The 19,080-nt window shown below is 52.4% G+C and carries 20 protein-coding genes and 1 pseudogene; 12 read left to right on the plus strand and 9 right to left on the minus strand.

Features of this window, described 5'->3' with window-relative positions; all coding sequences use genetic code 11:
* Nucleotides 1-355 (minus strand): annotated as a pseudogene (locus DB48_RS20450) (hypothetical protein); the annotation flags it as partial.
* A gap of 170 nt (nucleotides 356-525) precedes the next feature.
* Here DB48_RS20450 and DB48_RS10240 point away from each other — a divergent pair.
* From DB48_RS10240 to DB48_RS10255, 4 genes are all read left to right on the plus strand, one after another.
* Nucleotides 526-1,533: a Fe(3+) ABC transporter substrate-binding protein gene (locus DB48_RS10240; RefSeq protein WP_041510198.1), complete on the plus strand. Its 1,008-nt coding sequence runs from the start codon at nucleotides 526-528 to the stop codon at nucleotides 1,531-1,533.
* Nucleotides 1,534-1,691: 158 nt separating this feature from the next.
* Complete coding sequence (locus tag DB48_RS10245; protein WP_041510199.1) at nucleotides 1,692-3,323, plus strand: ABC transporter permease; 1,632 nt, start codon at nucleotides 1,692-1,694, stop codon at nucleotides 3,321-3,323.
* A 1-nt stretch (nucleotide 3,324) separates the two neighbouring features.
* Nucleotides 3,325-4,353: an ABC transporter ATP-binding protein gene (locus tag DB48_RS10250; RefSeq protein ID WP_041510200.1), complete on the plus strand. Its 1,029-nt coding sequence runs from the start codon at nucleotides 3,325-3,327 to the stop codon at nucleotides 4,351-4,353.
* Between the two features lie 187 nt (nucleotides 4,354-4,540).
* The gene (locus DB48_RS10255) at nucleotides 4,541-5,479 is read left to right on the plus strand and encodes a Dyp-type peroxidase (protein WP_152619140.1); all 939 of its coding nucleotides are present in this window, start codon (nucleotides 4,541-4,543) and stop codon (nucleotides 5,477-5,479) included.
* Nucleotides 5,480-5,540: 61 nt separating this feature from the next.
* On the opposite strand, the gene DB48_RS10260 is transcribed toward DB48_RS10255, so the two are convergent.
* Nucleotides 5,541-5,999 (minus strand): cupin domain-containing protein, encoded by a 459-nt coding sequence (locus tag DB48_RS10260; RefSeq protein WP_041510201.1) that lies wholly within the window; start codon nucleotides 5,997-5,999, stop codon nucleotides 5,541-5,543.
* 242 nt (nucleotides 6,000-6,241) lie between these two features.
* The gene (gene argR / locus DB48_RS10265; RefSeq protein WP_041510202.1) at nucleotides 6,242-6,712 is read right to left on the minus strand and encodes a transcriptional regulator ArgR; all 471 of its coding nucleotides are present in this window, start codon (nucleotides 6,710-6,712) and stop codon (nucleotides 6,242-6,244) included.
* Nucleotides 6,713-7,030: 318 nt separating this feature from the next.
* Here argR and mdh point away from each other — a divergent pair, with 318 nt between their 5' ends.
* The gene (gene mdh, locus DB48_RS10270) at nucleotides 7,031-7,966 is read left to right on the plus strand and encodes a malate dehydrogenase (protein WP_011864673.1); all 936 of its coding nucleotides are present in this window, start codon (nucleotides 7,031-7,033) and stop codon (nucleotides 7,964-7,966) included.
* A 270-nt stretch (nucleotides 7,967-8,236) separates the two neighbouring features.
* Here the strand turns inward: mdh and ispB are convergent, their stop codons facing one another.
* The gene (ispB, locus tag DB48_RS10275; RefSeq protein WP_041510203.1) at nucleotides 8,237-9,208 is read right to left on the minus strand and encodes an octaprenyl diphosphate synthase; all 972 of its coding nucleotides are present in this window, start codon (nucleotides 9,206-9,208) and stop codon (nucleotides 8,237-8,239) included.
* Nucleotides 9,209-9,483: 275 nt separating this feature from the next.
* Here ispB and rplU point away from each other — a divergent pair, with 275 nt between their 5' ends.
* The 7 genes from rplU (at nucleotide 9,484) to DB48_RS10310 (ending at nucleotide 13,711) form a co-directional block, all read left to right on the plus strand.
* Nucleotides 9,484-9,795 (plus strand): 50S ribosomal protein L21, encoded by a 312-nt coding sequence (gene rplU, locus DB48_RS10280; RefSeq protein ID WP_011864675.1) that lies wholly within the window; start codon nucleotides 9,484-9,486, stop codon nucleotides 9,793-9,795.
* A gap of 15 nt (nucleotides 9,796-9,810) precedes the next feature.
* Nucleotides 9,811-10,065 carry a 50S ribosomal protein L27 gene (gene rpmA / locus DB48_RS10285; protein WP_011864676.1) on the plus strand — a complete coding sequence of 85 codons (255 nt, stop codon included), beginning with the start codon at nucleotides 9,811-9,813 and terminating at the stop codon, nucleotides 10,063-10,065.
* Between the two features lie 216 nt (nucleotides 10,066-10,281).
* Nucleotides 10,282-11,445 (plus strand): Obg family GTPase CgtA, encoded by a 1,164-nt coding sequence (cgtA, locus tag DB48_RS10290; protein ID WP_041510204.1) that lies wholly within the window; start codon nucleotides 10,282-10,284, stop codon nucleotides 11,443-11,445.
* A 35-nt stretch (nucleotides 11,446-11,480) separates the two neighbouring features.
* Complete coding sequence (locus tag DB48_RS10295; protein WP_041510205.1) at nucleotides 11,481-12,242, plus strand: threonine/serine ThrE exporter family protein; 762 nt, start codon at nucleotides 11,481-11,483, stop codon at nucleotides 12,240-12,242.
* On the plus strand, nucleotides 12,239-12,709 hold the full coding sequence (locus DB48_RS10300; RefSeq protein ID WP_041510206.1) for a threonine/serine exporter family protein: 471 nt from the start codon (nucleotides 12,239-12,241) through the stop codon (nucleotides 12,707-12,709). The genes DB48_RS10295 and DB48_RS10300 overlap by 4 nt, the downstream gene beginning before the upstream one ends.
* A gap of 40 nt (nucleotides 12,710-12,749) precedes the next feature.
* Nucleotides 12,750-13,232 carry a type 3 dihydrofolate reductase gene (gene folA, locus DB48_RS10305; protein WP_041510207.1) on the plus strand — a complete coding sequence of 161 codons (483 nt, stop codon included), beginning with the start codon at nucleotides 12,750-12,752 and terminating at the stop codon, nucleotides 13,230-13,232.
* Between the two features lie 86 nt (nucleotides 13,233-13,318).
* Entirely contained in the window at nucleotides 13,319-13,711 is a 393-nt protein-coding gene (locus DB48_RS10310; RefSeq protein WP_041510208.1) for a DUF3718 domain-containing protein, read from the plus strand.
* A gap of 142 nt (nucleotides 13,712-13,853) precedes the next feature.
* On the opposite strand, the gene DB48_RS10315 is transcribed toward DB48_RS10310, so the two are convergent.
* From DB48_RS10315 to pdxA, 5 genes are all read right to left on the minus strand, one after another.
* Entirely contained in the window at nucleotides 13,854-15,878 is a 2,025-nt protein-coding gene (locus tag DB48_RS10315; protein ID WP_041510209.1) for a methyl-accepting chemotaxis protein, read from the minus strand.
* A gap of 104 nt (nucleotides 15,879-15,982) precedes the next feature.
* On the minus strand, nucleotides 15,983-16,807 hold the full coding sequence (locus DB48_RS10320; RefSeq protein ID WP_041510210.1) for a symmetrical bis(5'-nucleosyl)-tetraphosphatase: 825 nt from the start codon (nucleotides 16,805-16,807) through the stop codon (nucleotides 15,983-15,985).
* Nucleotides 16,808-16,833: 26 nt separating this feature from the next.
* The gene (gene apaG / locus DB48_RS10325) at nucleotides 16,834-17,214 is read right to left on the minus strand and encodes a Co2+/Mg2+ efflux protein ApaG (protein WP_041510211.1); all 381 of its coding nucleotides are present in this window, start codon (nucleotides 17,212-17,214) and stop codon (nucleotides 16,834-16,836) included.
* A gap of 52 nt (nucleotides 17,215-17,266) precedes the next feature.
* Nucleotides 17,267-18,076 (minus strand): 16S rRNA (adenine(1518)-N(6)/adenine(1519)-N(6))-dimethyltransferase RsmA, encoded by an 810-nt coding sequence (gene rsmA / locus DB48_RS10330; protein ID WP_041510212.1) that lies wholly within the window; start codon nucleotides 18,074-18,076, stop codon nucleotides 17,267-17,269.
* A gap of 2 nt (nucleotides 18,077-18,078) precedes the next feature.
* Nucleotides 18,079-19,077 (minus strand): 4-hydroxythreonine-4-phosphate dehydrogenase PdxA, encoded by a 999-nt coding sequence (gene pdxA, locus DB48_RS10335; protein WP_041510213.1) that lies wholly within the window; start codon nucleotides 19,075-19,077, stop codon nucleotides 18,079-18,081.
* Nucleotides 19,078-19,080: the final 3 nt, after the last annotated feature.

Here is a 19,080-nt window from a genome sequence, read left to right on the forward strand (position 1 = left end):
TTTGTCCTCTTCTGTCTTCATGATGTAGATATCGACAGTGACACTCAGCCTCGTTGCAGTCAGGGAGGGGGAGTGTCGGCGCGTCTTTGGAGAGAAAACGTTTATCTTTTAGTTTCTTCGCGCTGTCACACACACCTTTGTCGTTGACAATCTCGACGCAGTGATAAGGGTGACTAGTGCTCTGAGCATGGATTGGAGTATGGGGAACTTCTTCGCTGATCGTACTGGTGCCGGGACTTGCCTGAGTCATGGCGGCTCTGCGGGCTCGGCGGACTCGTCCCCGAGTAAATCTATGTTTAAAGAGGAACAGAAGCAGAATGACGGCAAGCATCAGCGCGAGAATTTCCAGTAGCATATAAGATCCTTTTATTGGCCGAGTCCTTTGAGTCTAGTCAGCGAGACATTTTTGGTCAAAATGAGCGGCCTCGCAAATTTTGACCAATCTGGCTTGCCGTTTCATGCCAGATTGATTACCCTTGTCGCAATTGATAATTATTATCATTAACTTTAGCGCGGAGTATCTGCATGAGATTCATGAAACGTTTGGCTGTTTTGGGTTTTGCTTGTGTCACTTCAATGGCCAATGCGGCCGATAGCATCACGGTTTATTCCTATCGACAGGCTTTCCTTATCGATCCTATTCTGGCTGACTTTACCAAGGAGACAGGGATTAAGGTTAATCTGGTGTTTGCCAAGCAGGGCATCGCCGAACGCATCGCCCGAGAGGGGCGTCTGTCACCGGCGGACCTTGTGCTCACCTCAGATTTTTCCCGTTTGATGGAGCTGGCTGACAAGGGGCTTGTGGCCTCGGTCGACAGCGAGACCTTGCAGCAGAACATTCCTGCCAATCTTCGTTCGCCCGATGGCGATTGGTTTGCCCTCACCAAGCGTGTGAGAAACATCTATTCCTCTAAAGAGCGACTCGGCCCGCTGGATATCGATTATGAAGATCTGGCGGATCCTAAGTTTAAGGGTAAGATCTGTACCCGTAGTGGCAAGCATCCCTACAACATCTCTCTGGTCGCGTCGATGATCGCCCATCATGGCGAGGCGGATACCAAGACCTGGCTAGAAGGCGTTAAGGCAAATCTTGCTCGCAAGCCTCAGGGCAATGACAGGGCGCAGGTGAAGGCAGTCAAGGAAGGCTTATGCGACATCGCCATAGGTAACAGCTACTACCTGGGTAAGATGCTGCAAGACCCCAAGCAGGTACCTTGGGCCGAGGCGGTTAACATCAACTTCCCGAATCAGAAAAATCGCGGCGCTCACATCAATGTCTCTGGTATGGCCTTGGCTAAGTATGCCCCAGAGCGCGAGAACGCTATCAAGCTGATGGAATATCTCTCGGGTCAACAGGCGCAGCAGACCTACGCCGAACTCAACATGGAATACCCGGTTAAGTTGGACGTAAAGCCGTCAAAGCTGGTGGCATCCTGGGGAGACTACAAGGCCGATGAGCTGCCTATCCACAAGCTGGCGGAATTTCACGGCGCGGCGGTGAAGTTGCTCGACCAGGTGAAGTTTGATCTCTAAATCGAGCTCGGATACTCACCAGTTGATAGCCTTCCCTCGGGAAGGCTATCTTGTTTTTATGCCAGATGGGTCATCATTCAACTAATAATCGTTTGCGTTTAAGCTTAGATTTAAGTTGGTCACCGATAATGTCCTGACTCGATCTATTGAGATTTTCTATGATTTTAGGCTTCCCCAAATCTTGGTCCACCCTGAGTTATCTGACCGCCATCTGCTTTGCCTTACCCTTGGGGGCCATCTGCATACAGGCGCTGGTGCCGGACCAAGCCGTGTTCGGTCACCTGATGCAAACTGTGTTGCCTACCTATATTTTCAACACCTTGGCCTTGATGTTGTTTGTCAGCCTGGGTGCCTTGCTGATCGCCGTGCCTGCCGCCTGGTGTGTGGCCCGCTGTGATTTTCCTGGGCGCAACTGGTTTCAGTGGGCGCTGCTGTTGCCCTTAGCCATGCCCGCCTACGTGGTGGCCTATGTCTATACGGATCTGCTGGACTATGCCGGGCCTGTGCAGGGCTGGCTGAGGCAGGTCAATGGCTGGCAGTCGCCCATGGATTACTACTTTCCCGATGTGCGCACCTTAGGCGGCGCGTCTGTGATGCTGGCGCTGGTATTGTTTCCCTATATCTATCTTCTGGCGCGCACCGCATTTATGGAGCAGTCGCCTAGCCTGCTGCACGCCTCCCGAGTGATGGGGGCTGGCCCTTGGCGCAGTTTTTGGCGCCTTAACCTGCCTATGGCGAGGCCAGCCTTGGCGGTGGGAGCGGCTCTTGTGGCGATGGAGACGGCTGCCGATTTTGCCACCGTCAGCTACTTTGCCGTGCCCACGCTAACGACGGCGGTCTACGATACCTGGCTGGGCTACGGCAGTCTGGCGGCGGCCGCTAAGTTGTCTGCCATCATCCTGTTGGTGGTCTTCTGTCTGATCGGCGCCGAGCGTTTTGCCCGGCGTAAGCAGCAGCTGTTTCAGAAACAGACACCAATCACCTCTCACGAAAGATACGCGCTATCGGGGAGTAAGGCGTGGCTGGCCAGTGGTTATTGCGCGGTGCTGCTCTTATTGGCCTTCGGCCTTCCCGTGTGGGTATTGCTGGGGTACGCCTGGGATTACTTTGAGGTGAGTTGGAATCAGGACTTCTGGCAATACAGTTTGAACAGTCTGACGATCGCCCTGGTGGTTAGCCTGATCACCGTAATGTTTGCCTTGTTGTTGATGTTTGTCCGGCGTTGTAGTCCAAGGAAAATCGACATGTTGCCCTCGCGCCTGGCCTCTACCGGATATGCCCTGCCTGGCACAGTGCTGGCTATCGGTGTCTTAGTGCCCCTCAGCTACCTGGATTTTGCGGTAAATGATCTCTATGCCTATTTTGAGTTGAATGGGCCGGGACTTATCTTTAGCGGTACCCTGTTTGTGTTAATTTTTGCCTTCGCCATACGCTTTGCTGCCATTGCCATCGGCAGCATAGAAAACAGCTATAAACAGATCAGCCCCTCGCTGGATATGGCGTCTGTAACCATGGGGATGAGGCCTGGGAGCATACTCACACGGATCCACCTGCCATTGCTGCGTAGCGGTATCTTTGCCGCCATCCTGCTGGTGTTTATCGAGTGTATGAAGGAGCTACCGGCGGCATTACTACTCAGGCCCGTCGGCTTTGAAAATCTTGCCACCTATGTCTATCAGTTTGTCTCAGATGAGCAGCTTGAGCAGGGGGCACTGGGGGCCATAGTGATCGTCTTGGTAGGCCTGGTTCCACTCATCTATCTCAATCGCTCTCTGGAGCAAGGTAACTAAAATGTCGACTCTTACCATAGAACAAGTGCATAGCGATTATCAGGGCCAGGCGATACTGAAAGGCTTAGATCTCGTGTTGCATCAGGGGGAAATAGCCGCCCTGCTAGGGCCCAGTGGCTGTGGCAAGACCACGCTACTCAAGGCGATCGCCGGATTACAGCCTATCTCTCAGGGACGCATCAGTATCAATGGCAGACTATTGTCTGGTCCTGATGTTTTTGTGCCCAGCGAGGCGCGTGAGGTCGGCATGATCTTTCAAGATTACGCCCTGTTTCCTCACCTGACCGTCGCCGAGAACATACTTTTTGGTGTCAAAGGGTTGAGTAAGTCTGATAGGCAGTCGCGACTCAGTGAGATGCTGGCGCTGGTTAAGCTGGAAGGCCTAGGTGGGCGTTATCCCCACGAGCTTTCTGGTGGTCAGCAGCAGCGGGTGTCGATTGCCCGGGCACTCGCCTATGAGCCGGAGCTGCTGCTACTCGATGAGCCCTTTTCTAATATCGATGCTAAGGTGCGCGGCGAGATGATGGTGGAGATCCGCGAGATCTTAAAACATCGCGGGGTCAGTGCTGTGTTCGTGACCCATAGTAAGGATGAAGCCTTCGTCTTTGCCGACAAGCTGGCGCTGTTTAAAGAGGGGGCTATCGCGCAATATGGTGATGCCGAGGCCCTCTATGCCTTGCCTGCCGACAAGTATGTGGCGGAATTTCTCGGTCAGGTGAATTATCTCAGCTGTGAGGTGAGTGCGCGTAATAGGCTAGATACCTTGCTGGGCGAGGTGCAAAGTAGCAGTGACTTGGACAAGGCCAAAGGCTATCGCGGAGAGCTCTTGTTGCGCCCAGAGCAGCTGCAGATAGCAGAGGATGAGCGAGGGGAGGGCACCATCATAGCGCGGCGCTTCCTCGGTAACCTCTGCCACTATAGTATCTTGATTGGCGAGGAAGTATTGGCGGTGCGCTCGCCTTTGCATCATTTCACCGAGGGGCAGAATGTTGCCCTGTCGGTGACGCCTCATCCTGCGGTGCTGTTCTAAACTGGGCTGATGTAACACTTTTGTGAAGCGCATTTACGTCTTGCTATGGTTGCCAACTTAAAAAAAAGTTAATCTAACCATTAAATGACGTTTCGCTTTAACGGTTTGTGGGTTGTGTAATACTAATTATCGCTAAAGTTTCGGATAATAGCGCCGAAATTGAGACTGACGAAGGGTAGGTTTATTTATGGATAATCTGGTTATGCCACGTGAACAGCTGGGTGTGTGTGCCGAAGGAAATTTACATAGTGTGTATCTGATGTTCAACGCCAATGATGGCGTCGAGTCTCAGCTGCGCCCCTGCGTCGCCAATGTCGCTCAGTATATCTATGAACTGGCCGACCAGTATGCCGACAGCGCCTTCAACGGCTTCGTGGCCATAGGTGCTAACTATTGGGATAGCCTCTATGGCGAGCGCAGACCTTCAGAGCTCAAGCCTTTCCCGGCCATGCATGCCGACAACCGCGATGCCCCGGCCCATGAGTATGATCTCTTCGTGCATCTGCGTTGCGATCGCTACGATATCCTGCATCTGGTGGCTAACGAGGTGTGTCAGATGTTTGAAGATCTCGTCGAGTTGGTGGATGAGGAGCGAGGATTCCAGTTTATGGATACCCGAGATCTGACCGGATTTGTCGACGGCACTGAGAACCCCAAGGGACGTCATCGCCAGGATGTGGCTCTGGTGGGAGACGAAGACGAATACTTCCGAGGCGGCAGCTATATTCATGTGCAGAAGTTCGCCCATAACCTCAGCAAGTGGAATCGTCTGCCACAGAAGAAGCAGGAAGATATCATAGGCCGCACTAAGATAGACAATATCGAGTATGCCTCCGAGGACAAGCCGCTTACCAGCCATATCAAGCGGGTTAACCTGAAAGATGCCGACGGCAAGTCGATGGAGATCCTGCGTCAGAGTATGCCTTACGGTTCGATGAAAGAGCAGGGGCTGATGTTTATTTCCGTCTGTCGCAATTCGGTGAATTTCGAGAAGATGCTACACAGCATGATCCATGGTGACGGCGAGGGAAATCACGATCACCTGATGCACTTTACTCAGGCGCTGACCGGATCGGCATTCTTTGCCCCTTCGCTGGATTTTATGGAGCGCGAAGCCGATAGCTAGGGCCTAGCCCAACAAAAAACACACCCTAAGGTGTGTTTTTTTATGCTCGCTTACAAGCGGATTAGCGGTCTGGGTCCCAATAGTTGGTCGGCCGCTTGGCATACACCTCGTCGATGGAGCGCACCTGTACCTTATTATGGTCTGGATACACCACCACATCGTGGGGATCGCGATTGCCCAACACCATAAACAGAAAGTCGGCATCTGACTCGTTTTTTAAGGTATGGGAAATACCTGAGTTGGCGGTAAAACAGATATAGTCGCCCTGTTTAAAGGGATGCGGCTCGCCGTCGATATACAGGGTGGCTTCCCCTTGTAGCGCGTAGAGGTGCTCCTCTTCCTTGGTGTGATAGTGGGCGACGGAGGAGAGTTTACCGGGTTCCAGTCGCTCCATGGTGACACCTATCTGCTGGCAACCGGCGGCATCGCCGATATGCTTCTGATGACTGGCGTATTGGTCTGAGTGTTGCCAAGATTCCCAGCAAAGGTTGTCGATATTGATTATCTTATTGTTATTCATCTCGGGTCCTTAACCATCGGGTGACAGAGGGGATGGTTTGGCATCAGTGTATCCTATCGTATATACAGTATTCAATTTGAGCGTAAATAAAAAAAGACACCCTTTGGCGTTAACAGCGCAAAGGGTGTCTCTATATCTATTGCCGAGGTTTCGCCGAGGAGTAGGACGGGGCCAAGCTCGAGCGTGGATTAATCGGCGAATAATGAGTCGGCGGACTTAATCGGTGGATTTAGTCGGCGAATTTAGTCGGCATAGTTAAATAGCGACTTGACCGTCTCAAGTGTCTTGTCCACTTCCTGAATGTTGGAAGGGCAGATAAAGATAGTATCGTCACCGGCGATGGTGCCCAGTATACCTTCGGGCTTGCCGATAGAGTCCAGCAGTCTGGCGATCAGCTGCGCCGCACCAGGGCTGGTTCTGACCACTATCATAGATTGGTTATGGTCGACGTCCAGTACTAGGTTCTTTAGCGGGCTGCCAGCCGTCGGGACCCCAAGTTCGGCGGGCAGGCAGTAGACCATCTCTTGCTTGGCGTTGCGGGTGCGCACCGCGCCAAACTTGCTCAGCATACGAGAGACTTTAGATTGGTTAATGTTGTTGAAGCCCTCAGCTTGCAGGGCATTGACTATCTCGCTCTGGGAGCCAAAACGCTCCTCTTTCAAGATAGCCTTAAAGGTCTTTACAAGTTCGTCTTGATTTTTATTGGCTTGCATATCGAATTATTCTTATATTCAAAAAATTGGCTTATTTTGAATATTTTTGCGCCATTAGTCAAGCATTATTCGGATTGTGTGAATAAAAATTCAGGTTTGTGGGGTGGGTTTTGTGGCGGTCTTGTGACGTAGCATCGCGGGCAAGGCCGGGCAGTATAACTTATATCTGTTGTAAATGGCAGCTGACTGGGGCAATTCGAAATTATCTGGCCACACGACTAAGGGATAATTGAATTTTTACCGTGATTCCAGTAATGTTGCGCCATCGGTAAATCTAGATCTATATCACATAATATCCAAGAATTAACGGAGATAACTATGAAAGTTGCTGTACTTGGTGCCGCCGGTGGTATTGGCCAGGCTCTTGCCCTACTACTCAAAACTCAATTGCCTGCCGGTTCAAAACTATCCCTTTATGATATCGCGCCAGTAACCCCAGGTGTTGCTGTTGACCTAAGCCACATCCCTACTGCGGTAGAAGTAAAGGGTTTTGCGGGTGAAGATCCAACGCCAGCGCTGGAAGGTGCCGACGTGGTACTTATCTCTGCTGGTGTTGCGCGTAAGCCAGGCATGGATCGTTCAGATCTATTCAACATCAACGCGGGTATCGTGAGAAACCTGGTTGAGAAGTGTGCCGCAACTTGCCCTAAGGCACTGATTGGTATCATCACTAACCCAGTTAACACCACTGTGGCTATCGCTGCCGAAGTATTGAAGGCGGCCGGTGTATATGACAAGAACCGTCTGTTCGGTGTGACCACTCTTGATGTGATCCGTTCTGAAACTTTCGTTGCCGAAGCGAAGGGCCTGAATGTTGCCGACGTTAAGGTCAATGTTATTGGTGGACACAGTGGCGTGACCATCCTGCCATTACTGTCTCAAATCGAAGGCGTAAGCTTCTCTGATGAAGAAGTGGCTGCATTGACGACTCGTATCCAGAACGCGGGTACCGAAGTGGTTGAAGCTAAGGCGGGTGGCGGTAGCGCGACTCTCTCTATGGGTCAGGCGGCATGTCGTTTCGGTCTGTCACTGGTTCGTGGCCTACAGGGTGAAGCTAACGTTGTTGAATGTGCCTATGTTGACGGTGGCAGCGAGCATGCCGACTTCTTTGCACAGCCTGTACTACTGGGTAAGAACGGTATCGAGCAGGTACTTGCCTATGGTGAGGTTAGCGAGTTCGAAGCCAACGCACGCGACGCTATGCTAGACACGCTGAAAGCCGATATCACACTGGGTGTAGACTTTGTTAAGTAAGGCACTGTGTGAGTAAGGTTTAGTCCTGAATAAAAAAATGGAGCCAATCGGCTCCATTTTTTATGGGTAATGTTTAATACCAATCGTAATACATAATTGCTCATGCTAGCTTGTTAAAACGCTCGATAACTGTATTAGCATTTTTAATTGTAGAATAACTACTTATCTAAAAATCCTGCTTTGTCCTCAAGCGTTTTTCCTGCGCTATTTCTGATCACATACTTACTGTGATTGGTATAACTCGTCATTACAAATCGACTAACTAGTTCGTTAGTGATTACGCGCCACGGCGATTTTCGCCAGCGATATCAGGGCCTGCTTATAGTCGCTATCGGCAAGCGGATCTAACGCGCGTATGGCCTTCTCTGCTTCTTCCTGAGCCCGTTTCTCTGTGTAGCTGAGGGCGCCACATTGATCCAGGGCCTTTAATATGGTGTCGATATGTTCTGTGCCGTCGCCCTTCTCGATGGCATCGCGGATCAGCTGACGCTCTACCTCGTTACCGTTGGCGATGGCGTAGATCAGCGGCAGGGTGGGTTTACCCTCGGCGAGATCGTCACCTATATTCTTGCCCAGCGCCTCTGTATCGGCTGTATAGTCCAGCAGGTCATCGGTCAGCTGGAAGGCGGTACCAAGGTACTTACCATAGTCGGCCAGGGCGGTCTGAACCTCTATGCTACTATCGGCCAGCACCCCTGCCAGACGGGTAGCGGCTTCAAATAGCTTGGCTGTCTTGCAGTAGATGACGCGCATATAGCTTTCTTCACTGGTGTCCGGGTCGTTACAGTTCATCAGCTGTAGGACCTCACCTTCGGCGAGCACGTTGGTGGTGTCGGCCAGTACTTCTAGCACCAGCATGTTCTTCAGCTCAGTCATCATCTGGAATGAGCGGGTATAGAGGAAGTCACCTACCAGTACGCTGGCACTGTTACCAAAGAGGGCGTTAGCGGTCTCGCGGCCACGTCTAAGCATGGACTCGTCGACGACATCGTCGTGTAGCAAGGAGGCGGTATGAATAAATTCGACGATTGCCGCCAACTTGACATGCGCTTCACCTTCATAGGCGATGGCGCGGGCGGCCAGAATAGACAGTAGCGGGCGCATGCGTTTGCCGCCGCCGTTGATGATGTAGAATCCGAGTTGATTAATAAGGGCGACATCCGATTCCAACTGCTTATAGATAAGTTGGTCGACGGCTTTCATATCAGCGTCTGCCAGCTGACGAATGGCATTCAAATCCATATAATGGCTCTACTTTGAGGGTTGTAAGGTAATTCAGACAGCCCAAATTAAGGCGAAAATGTTATAATTATTAGATTCTACCTAAAAAAGCCTCGCCTGACAGTAGCAGAAGAGTATTGTGCGAGTAATTCCGATCTTTTTTTGATCAAAGTGAATTAGGACTTGTCAGCCAGGCGAACTTAGCGTAAACTCCGCGACCATTGTCATTAAAGCTTTTATAGCACCCAGCCAAACATAAAGGGTCTGCGTGCTAGAAATATCGGAGTAAAATAGCTATGTACGCTGTTTTTCAAAGTGGTGGTAAGCAACACCGTGTTGCTGAAGGCCATACTGTACGTCTAGAAAAATTAGAAGTTGCTACAGGCGAAACTATCGAATTCGACCAAGTTCTTTTGGTTGCCGATGGTGAAACTGTACACGTTGGTGCACCTTTAGTTGAAGGTGGTAAGGTTGTTGCTGAGGTTATCAGCCATGGCCGTGGCGAGAAGGTAACTATCGTTAAGTTCCGTCGTCGTAAGCACCACGACAAGAAGATGGGCCACCGTCAGTGGTTCACCGAAGTTAAAATTACAGCTATCAACGCTTAATAAGGGGTCTAACTAATGGCACATAAAAAAGCTGGCGGTTCTACTCGTAACGGCCGCGATTCAGAAAGCAAACGTCTTGGTGTTAAGCGTTTCGGTGGTGAATCAGTTCTAGCTGGTAACATCATCGTTCGTCAACGTGGTACTAAGTTCCACGCAGGTGTTAACGTAGGTATCGGTCGTGACCATACTCTATTTGCACTAACTGACGGTAAAGTTAAGTTCGAAGTTAAAGGTCCTAAGAACCGCAAGTTCATTAGCATCGAAGCTTAATACTTAGCTACCCAAGCTAGTTTCTAAAGCCCTGCCTCTGGTGGGGCTTTATTGTTTATGAAGAATCATTACTGGTGAATGAGCCTGTATATCGCTCCAGCACCAGTCCAATATTGCCTCTGCCACTTTTGAGCTGGGGTAGTTGCATCATTGTTTTTTGGCGGTAAGTTTCGATAGGCAGTATAATCGGTCTATTGTTTGGCGCCTGGAGTTGGTATGAAGTTTGTCGATGAAGCCGTGATCAGAGTCGAAGCTGGTGATGGCGGTAGTGGATGCGTTAGTTTTCGACGCGAGAAGTATGTGCCTGATGGCGGCCCGGATGGCGGTGACGGTGGTGATGGCGGCAGTGTCTATCTGCAGGCCGATGAAAACCTCAACACCCTGATCGATTACCGTTTCGAGCGCTTTCATTTTGCCGAGCGCGGTGAGAATGGCCGTGGTCGTGACTGTACCGGTCATGGCGGTAAAGACCTTATTCTTAAGGTGCCCGTAGGGACTCGCGCCGTCGATGAAGAAACCCAGGAAGCCTTGGGCGATCTCAAGACCCATGGTCAGAAGTTGTTGGTCGCCAAGGGCGGTTTCCACGGCCTGGGTAATACCCGCTTTAAGAGCAGTACCAACCGTGCACCGCGTCAGAAGACACTGGGTACACCGGGTGAGGTGCGCAGCCTGAGACTCGAGCTGATGCTGTTGGCGGACGTGGGTCTTTTGGGTATGCCAAACGCCGGTAAGTCGACCTTTATTCGCTCCGTTTCTCGTGCCAAGCCGAAGGTGGCCGATTATCCTTTTACCACCTTGGTACCTAACCTGGGTGTGGTGACGCCAAGACATGGTCAGAGCTTCGTAATCGCCGATATTCCGGGTCTGATCGAAGGCGCAGCCGAAGGGGCCGGCCTGGGGATTCGCTTCCTCAAGCACCTCGAGCGTTGCCGCGTGCTGCTGCATATCTTAGATATCGAGCCTATCGACGGCACAGATCCTGTCGACAGTGCCCGCGCCATCGTGGGTGAGCTGGAGAAGCATTCACCTCTGCTGGCCAGTAAGCCGCGTTGGTTGGTGTTTAACAAGACAGATCTGCTGCTCGAAGAGGAGTTGCAAGAACGTGTCGATCGCATCGTCAAAGAGCTGGATTGGCAGGGCGAGGTCTACTGTATTTCGGCCTACAACCGTGAAGGCACCCAGGAGCTTGCACTCAAGCTGATGGACTTTATCGATTCGCTGCCTGCAGAGGTCGAAGAAGATCCCGATGCCGAGGTCGAGTTCAAGTGGGACAACTATCATCAGAAGACCCAGGAAGTGGTCAACGAAGACTATGATGATGACTTCGACGATGACTTCGATGATGATGACTATGATGTCGAAATCATCTATCAAAGGTAAGTTTATTAAGCTACCCCTTTCATTCTGAGAGAATTGTGTACGCCGATACTCAAAATGATATTACCCGGCAAGTTGTTCGGGTTGCCCAACTCTTGCTAGCCTATGGTGCTGAGTCTGACCTCGTCGAAGAGATCAGCCAGCGCCTGGGTAAGGCATTAGGTCTCGCCAGCGTCGAGATCTCTATCTCCTCTAACTCCCTGGTGCTAACCAGTCTGGTCCACGGTCGCTGTATTACCACTACCCGGCGCATTCGTGAACATGGCATCAACATGACAGTCATCTGCGAGCTCCAGCGTATCTGCCTGCTGACCGAGAAGGGGATCTACGGCCTCAACGAGGTGCGCAAGCGTGTCTCTAGGATTCAGCCTAAGAGTTATCCCAAGCGCTATCTGGTACCCATGATAGGCCTCTCCTGTGGCAGTTTCTGTCATCTGTTTGGCGGCGATACCATGGCGGTGTTGATCACCATATTAGCCTCATCGGTCGGCATGTCTGTGCGTTTGGCGATAGCCAAGCATCATTTTAACCTGTTGGTTAACTTTGCCGTGACCGCCTTTATCACCACATTGGTGGCACAGATGGGCTACCACCTGCAGCTGACCGATACCCCAAAGCTGCCTATGGCGGCCAGCGTGCTGATGTTAGTGCCGGGCTTTCCCATGATTAACGCCATTTCGGATATGGTAAAAGGCCATCTTAACGTGGGGATCTCCCGTTGGGGGCATGCCACCCTGTTGACCGTCTCATCCGTCATAGGGATCACCATCGCCATGCAACTGGGAGGACTCTTCCTATGATGGAGCTCCTGCTTAAGCTGCTCAATGACGCCGCCTTCTCGGCGGTTCCGGCCGTGGGGTTCGCCATGGTTTTCAATGTCCCCAGACGTTTCTTGCCATACTGTGCCCTCGCCGGCGCCCTGGGTCACAGCCTGCGTACGCTGCTGTTGCATTTCGGTATGCCGATCGAGTGGTGCACCTTTGCCGCGGCCGCCTTGGTGGGCGTGTTGACCATAGGTTTTGCGAAGAAGCATCTGGCACCGCCGCTGATGTACGCCGTGGCGGCGATCATTCCTATGATCCCGGGCACCTATGCCTACAACACCGTGATCGCCCTGGTGCAGCTGTCTGCCCAGTCAGAGGTAAGCCCTGAGCTGACCGCCGAGGTGATCAGCAACGGCTTGAAGACAATCTTTATCTTAGGGGCGTTATCTGTCGGACTCGCCATGCCTAGTCTGCTCTATTTTCGTACCCGCCCAGTGATCTAATTCTTAACCCTAGAAACGGCATAAGACCGTTGGAGAGCCCATGAAAATAGCGATGATTGCCGCGATGGCCAATAACCGGGTTATCGGCAAAGATAATCAGATGCCTTGGCATCTGCCGGAAGACCTACGCCACTTTAAACAGATGACCCTAGGCAAGCCTGTGGTCATGGGCCGCAAGACTTTCGAATCCATCGGCAGGCCCCTGCCGGGTCGTCACAATCTGGTGGTGAGCCGCCAGGCGGATCTGGTTATCGAGGGGGTAACCTGTGTGACCTCTTTTGAGCAGGCCAAGGAGTTGGTGCAAGGCTGTGAGGAGTTGGTGGTGATCGGCGGTGGTCAGCTGTACGCCGAGCTCTTACCTCAGGCGGATCGCTTGTATCTGACCGAGATCAATCTCGATGTCGAGGGGGATACCCATTTCCCCGAGTGGGACGATGGCAGCTGGCAGATCCTCGATAGTGAATCTCACACAAATGATAAAGGTTTGGAATATCGCTTTATCAATTTGGTAAAAAAATGTTAACTTATGGTGTTACCCCGAGTTGTCTTTAGACTAGCGTTTTGACGATAGTTTATTGAAAAAAATAATAAATATTATAGGAGTACCCGATGCGTTTTTTACCGACTACGTTAGCTGTGGTAATTGCAGCCTCTGTTTATACTGTTCCTGCACCGGTTCAAGCCAACGATCAACTCGTTGCCAACATCTGCAACTATGTTCAGGCCGATGATAAAAACCGTTTACGTAAGAAATTGAAGGAAGCGCGCGTTAAGCTACGTAACGTGTATCAAGGGGTGAGCTGTAACGGTGACAGCCTGCTGCGTTTTGCCATGAAGAGCGGTGCCAACGACGTGGGTGAGTTTATGACTAAGCGTCTGTCCACCGAAGAGTTGAGCGTGAAGGAAGCCGATGGTTTGACCGTCGTTGAGTGGGCCGAGGGTAATGGTCACGGCGGCAGTCCTATTACTGCAGCAGTCAAGGATCGCCTCGCGGGTAACTAATCTATTAAAGCGCTTTTAGCCGAGCATTAAAAAACCGGACCTTAAGTCCGGTTTTTTGTGTCTATTAAAAGGCGGTTCTTAAACTATGGTGCATAAACCACAGTAGATAAACCGCGATAGATAAACCTATAGGGCGCGGCCGTTACACCTTAAACTCGCCCACGGAGGCCTGTAACTCTTCTGCGAGCTGGGCAACCTGATGGCTCGACTGCGCCGTTTGATCGGCACCCGTGGCCGTCTCTTCGGAGATAGCCGCGATATGCTCAAGTTTCTCAGATACCTGCTGGCTCACCAGGTTCTGTTCCTGAGCGGCATTGGCAATATGGGTGCCCGAATCATGGGCGTAGTGGACCGCATTGCTGATGCTCTCCAGGGCGACGTTGGCCTGCTCCGTCTTCTCGACACAGCTGCTCGCCTGTTCACGGCCCAGTTCCATCACGGAAACGGCTTCCTGGGTGCCCTGTTGCAGCACCTGAATCATCTGCTGGATCTCTTGGGTCGAGTCTTGAGTGCGTGATGCTAGGCTGCGAACCTCGTCGGCCACCACGGCAAAGCCTCGGCCTTGCTCACCGGCCCTAGCGGCCTCGATGGCGGCGTTCAGCGCTAGTAGGTTAGTTTGTTCGGCGATGCCACGGATAACGTCCAGAATCGAGCCGATAGAGGCGCTGTCGGAGTGAACCTTGTTGATCACCTGACTCGCCTTGGCCACTTCATCGGCCAGCGCCAGTATGGTGCGCTTGTTCTCATCGGCGATGGCGCGCATATGTTGCGCCTCTTCATCGGCCTGCCTGATCTGATTCAGGGCCTCGTCGGCACTGGTGCTCACCTGCATGGCGCTAGAGCTGAGCTGTGTCGTGGCGGTTGCCACCTGATCGACCTGGTTCTTCTGCTCCTGGATGCCTGCGGTGGTTTGCGCGGTAATGGCCGAGGTTTCTTCGGCCGCGGCGGCCAATTGGTTTGAGCGATCCAGGATCCCCTGGATCAGGGTGCGCAGGCTGTCTACCAGTCGGTTACAGTTGCGAGACAGCTCGGCAAATTCGTCATGGCCGCTATCGTCCAGCTTATGGGTCAGATTGCCAGAGGCCAGGATATTGAGGGCGTTGTTGACCTTATCCAGTGAATGCTTGAGTGGGCGGATCACGGCGATGCTCACCAGCACGGCCACCACTATGGCAATCAGAACCAGAGCTAGGGTTTTATAGCTGGCACTGTCGACCTCATCGATCGCCTTGACGCTAACGGCCTGTGAGGTAGATTCAATCGCCTTGTTCAGGCTGCCCATGCTCTGATTCACCGCGGTGGCATTTGCTTCGACCGTGTTAAGCAGTTCACCAGCCTGTAGGTTGAAGTCCAGCTGTTGACCCTTACGCTTGAGGATCGAGTCAGGGCCGTTGAGCATGGTAAAGACCTTGCCTGCCTCCGTGTTAATGTTGTCTAGCATCTCTTGGTCGATGACGCCTTCCCAGTGGCGGCTCACATATTCCAGCTTGTTTTGCGCTTCGCTGATGATGTAGTCCAGCTCCTTAAGGATGGTCTCGTACTTGGATTTCTCCGTGGTATTGACCAGGTCATAGCTGCTGGTGATCAGGTTGCTGAAGCTATTGTCTATGTTGCTGGCGGTGGCGGCAATTTCACGCTCGGTGGGATCTTCACTGACCTCTAGATCGATAAGGTCCAGCAGCAGAGAGGCGGTATCGTCAGCCGCGACCTCTAGGCTGTCCAGGTTGTCGATTAAGGACTCCTGCGTCAGTAGCGACTGCTCTCTGGCCTGCATCATCTTGAGGCTGTTGTCGTTGAAGGACTGGTAGTTGGCTCTGAGGGACTTGATCTGGCCGCCCAGGTTGTCGCCATGGCCCTGAATGATGTGATTGAGTTGATCCAGCTCGGATATAAAGCCCTTGCTTAGGTTGGAGAATTGAGTGCGAACCTGAGGCAGTTCTTTGGATTGCTTGCTATGGAAGGCCACCAGTAGCTGTTTTTCCTGTAATGCAAGATTTTGGGTCAGGCCATTGCTGCTCTTTAGGGCTGGAAGGCTCAGGTCTTGCAAAACGAGGGTGCTGCTCTTGATGTTGTCATTGGTGACCAGGGACGCCACACCTAAGACGATAAGCAGTAAGGTGACGACACTAAATCCACCGATGACTCGAGTGGCGACGTTCAATTTCATAGGGCACTCCGGTTTTTGTTGTTATATCCCTAATTACATAACACATTCTCAGGGCTGGGCGGTGAAATCCGCTTATTTTTTTATCGGCCAAGCTAAGGGCTAGTTTAACTCTTTTTTAACTTATTTTGGGTAATTTTTTGATTCGATTCAAGGTGCCAGAGGGTTAAATAGTGTCCCCAACAGCATCCCGTATCCAGGGCTTGTAGACCCGGTTGGTCGACCTCACCCATTAACGCAGCCCAATGTCCAAAGACCAATGTATGGTGCTTCATGGCCCGTCCTGGTTGTTTAAACCAAGGGATCAAGCCTTCCTTCTCGCCATTCGCTGGCGGCAGCTTGCAATCGAAGTCTAATCGACCGTTGCTGTAAAGAAAGCGCATTCGGGTGAGGGCGTTGATGGTATAGACGAGGCGCTCTATCCCCTGAGTCTCTGGTGACCACTCACTGACCGAGTTGGTGTACATCTTGGCGATGAGGTGTTCTATGTAGCCATCCTCTGCCAGTGCCTGTTGCACCTCGTAGGATGCTTTGAGGGCGGTCTCGGCGTCCCACTGAGGAGGAATGCCGGCATGAGCCATCAAGATGGAATGGCTCTTGTGCTCCCTGGCCAGGGGCTGCAGCCTGAGCCAATCGATGAGTTGGTTGAGATCTGGCGCGTCGAGTAAAGCGTCGAGATTATCCTTGGGATTAACCCGTTTCACCTTGCCGTGCAGTGCCATGAGATGCAGGTCGTGATTGCCCAGAACTGGCTTAACCGAGCCCTCTAGCCCCTTGAGGTAACGCAGCGTCTCCAGCGATTGGGTTCCCCTGGCCACCATGTCACCGACGACCCAAAGTTCGTCTCTGGACGGGTTAAAGGCTACCTTGGCCAGCAAGGCCTGGAGTTCATCGAAACAGCCCTGAATGTCGCCTACGAAGTATGTCGCCATAGATGTTCTCGGATCGCTGTTTCGAATTAGTGCAGCAGGCCGGGGGCCGCTAGACGGAAAGGTGCGATGGGGGCCTTGAAGGTCTCGCCCTGCTTGGTCACCATCACATAGTAGCCCTGCATGACGGCAAAGGGAGTCTCGCATACCGTGCCGCTGGTGTATTGATAAGCGGTATTGGGCGCGATAGTGGGCGTCTCGCCAACCACACCGGCACCCTCGACCTTGCTCTCATGGCCATTGGCGTCTGTGATACACCACATGCGGCTCTTAAGGGTGACGGGTTCATCCCCTAAGTTGATGATGGTGATGGTGTAGCTGAACAGGTATCTCTCTTCTTCGGGCGAAGATTGCTCTTCGATATAGTCGGTTTTGACCTCAATCCTGATTGAGGATTCGAGTTGTTTCATTCGGATCCCTAAAAGGTTAACGATTGGGAGGCGCTATGCGCCTCCTTCATGGTTAGGCTTGGCGTTTGTCGGCCAGATGGTTGGCCATGGCGACATATTGCTGCACTGTGATCTGCTCGGGGCGCATGCTGGCATCGATGCCTAACGCGCCGAAATCATCGTCGCTTAACAACTGCTTGAGGTTGTTACGCAGTGTCTTACGGCGCATGTTAAAGGCCGTGGTACACAGATGCCTTAGCAGATCCACATCTTTGCAGGGGTAGGGCTTCTCTTTGTAGGGCACCAGCCTTACGACGGCAGAATCAACCTTAGGGGGCGGCGTGAAGCAGCCTGGGGGCACTTCGAGCACAGGCATCACCTGACAGAAATATTGTGCCATCACGGTCAAACGGCCATAGGCCTTGGTGCCGGGGGCGGCTGACAGTCTCAGAACCACCTCTTTTTGCAACATGAAGTGCATATTCTCGATATGCTCGGCAAATTCGAACAGGTGGAACATCAGCGGCGTGGAGATGTTGTAGGGCAGGTTGCCAAACACCTTCATCTGCTTGCCTTCTTCGACCAGTTGCATGAAGTCGAACTTCAGCGCGTCGCCCTGGTGGATCTCCAGCTTATCCTTGAGAAACGGGTGGGTCTGCAGGCGCTCCACCAGATCTTTATCCAGCTCGACCACGGTCAGCTTGTCGATGCTTTCTGCAACAGGCTCGGTAAGCGCCGCCAGGCCTGGGCCAATCTCGACCATCACGTGGTCGTTGTCGGGGGAGATTGCGCCGACGATACGATTGATCACATTGCTGTCGGTCAAAAAGTTTTGTCCGAAGCGTTTTCTCGCCGTGTGGCCTAAATGTACTTTATTACTCATTACTACTCTTTAAGTGACTCATTCTTGGTGGCTAGTTCGATAGCCTTGTTAAGCGCGCAGACAAAACTGCCGATGTCTGCCTTGCCTGTGCCCGCCAGCTCCAGCGCCGTGCCGTGGTCGACCGAGGTGCGGATATAGGGCAGGCCTAAGGTGATATTGACCGAGCTGCCAAATCCTTGTGACTTTAATACCGGCAGACCCTGATCGTGATACATGGCGAGGATCACGTCGGCGTCCTCCAGGTATTTAGGTTGGAACAGGGTGTCGGCGGGCAGTGGCCCGACGATATTCATGTTCTGTTCGCGTAGCTCGTTGAGGGCGGGAATGATCACATCGATCTCTTCACGCCCCAGGTGACCATCTTCCCCCGCATGGGGATTGAGGCCACAGACATAGATCTTAGGATCGTCCAGGGCAAACTTAGTCACCAGATCCTTGTGCAAGATCTTGATGATCTGATGCAGACGGTCACGGGTGATCGCCTTAGACACATAGGCCAGCGGAATATGCGTGGTCACCAGCGCCACCTGTAAGCCTGGCGCCGCGAGGAGCATCACCACATCCTGACAGTTGGCCTGGTGGGCAAAAAATTCGGTATGACCGCTAAAGGGAATGCCTGCCTGGTTGATGATCCCTTTGTGCACCGGGCCAGTTACCACTGCGTCGAACTCGCCATTCATGTTCTTCTCACCGGCATAGGCCAGGGTATCGATCACATAGCTGCTGTTCTGTTCGTCGAGTTTGCCACACACAGCGTCGTTGACCAGCGGGAAGGGCACTATAGTCAGTGTGCCGGCTTCCTGTGGCTTAGGTGGCTGGTTGGGCTGGAAGGGACGCAGCTGGATCGGCAGGCCGATCTGCTTGGCGCGACTGGTCAGCAAAGTGGGATCGGCACAAACAACAAGCTCAGCGGGCCAAGCGCGCTGAGCAAGTTGAATGACTAAGTCTGGGCCCACACCGGCAGGTTCTCCCGGTGTGATGGCGATGCGTTTAGTCGTCAATAT

The organism is Shewanella sp. cp20 (genome assembly GCF_000832025.1).
Lineage (GTDB): Bacteria > Pseudomonadota > Gammaproteobacteria > Enterobacterales > Shewanellaceae > Shewanella.

Bases quoted from the DNA above. Each gene is read 5' to 3' on its own strand.
- DB48_RS10240 (WP_041510198.1), top strand. From the start codon at position 526: ATGAGATTCATGAAACGTTTGGCTGTTTTGGGTTTTGCTTGTGTCACT.
- DB48_RS10245 (WP_041510199.1), top strand. From the start codon at position 1,692: ATGATTTTAGGCTTCCCCAAATCTTGGTCCACCCTGAGTTATCTGACC.
- DB48_RS10250 (WP_041510200.1), top strand. From the start codon at position 3,325: ATGTCGACTCTTACCATAGAACAAGTGCATAGCGATTATCAGGGCCAG.
- DB48_RS10255 (WP_152619140.1), top strand. From the start codon at position 4,541: ATGGATAATCTGGTTATGCCACGTGAACAGCTGGGTGTGTGTGCCGAA.
- DB48_RS10260 (WP_041510201.1), bottom strand. From the start codon at position 5,999: ATGAATAACAATAAGATAATCAATATCGACAACCTTTGCTGGGAATCT.
- argR (WP_041510202.1), bottom strand. From the start codon at position 6,712: ATGCAAGCCAATAAAAATCAAGACGAACTTGTAAAGACCTTTAAGGCT.
- mdh (WP_011864673.1), top strand. From the start codon at position 7,031: ATGAAAGTTGCTGTACTTGGTGCCGCCGGTGGTATTGGCCAGGCTCTT.
- ispB (WP_041510203.1), bottom strand. From the start codon at position 9,208: ATGGATTTGAATGCCATTCGTCAGCTGGCAGACGCTGATATGAAAGCC.
- rplU (WP_011864675.1), top strand. From the start codon at position 9,484: ATGTACGCTGTTTTTCAAAGTGGTGGTAAGCAACACCGTGTTGCTGAA.
- rpmA (WP_011864676.1), top strand. From the start codon at position 9,811: ATGGCACATAAAAAAGCTGGCGGTTCTACTCGTAACGGCCGCGATTCA.
- cgtA (WP_041510204.1), top strand. From the start codon at position 10,282: ATGAAGTTTGTCGATGAAGCCGTGATCAGAGTCGAAGCTGGTGATGGC.
- DB48_RS10300 (WP_041510206.1), top strand. From the start codon at position 12,239: ATGATGGAGCTCCTGCTTAAGCTGCTCAATGACGCCGCCTTCTCGGCG.
- folA (WP_041510207.1), top strand. From the start codon at position 12,750: ATGAAAATAGCGATGATTGCCGCGATGGCCAATAACCGGGTTATCGGC.
- DB48_RS10310 (WP_041510208.1), top strand. From the start codon at position 13,319: ATGCGTTTTTTACCGACTACGTTAGCTGTGGTAATTGCAGCCTCTGTT.
- DB48_RS10315 (WP_041510209.1), bottom strand. From the start codon at position 15,878: ATGAAATTGAACGTCGCCACTCGAGTCATCGGTGGATTTAGTGTCGTC.
- DB48_RS10320 (WP_041510210.1), bottom strand. From the start codon at position 16,807: ATGGCGACATACTTCGTAGGCGACATTCAGGGCTGTTTCGATGAACTC.
- apaG (WP_041510211.1), bottom strand. From the start codon at position 17,214: ATGAAACAACTCGAATCCTCAATCAGGATTGAGGTCAAAACCGACTAT.
- rsmA (WP_041510212.1), bottom strand. From the start codon at position 18,076: ATGAGTAATAAAGTACATTTAGGCCACACGGCGAGAAAACGCTTCGGA.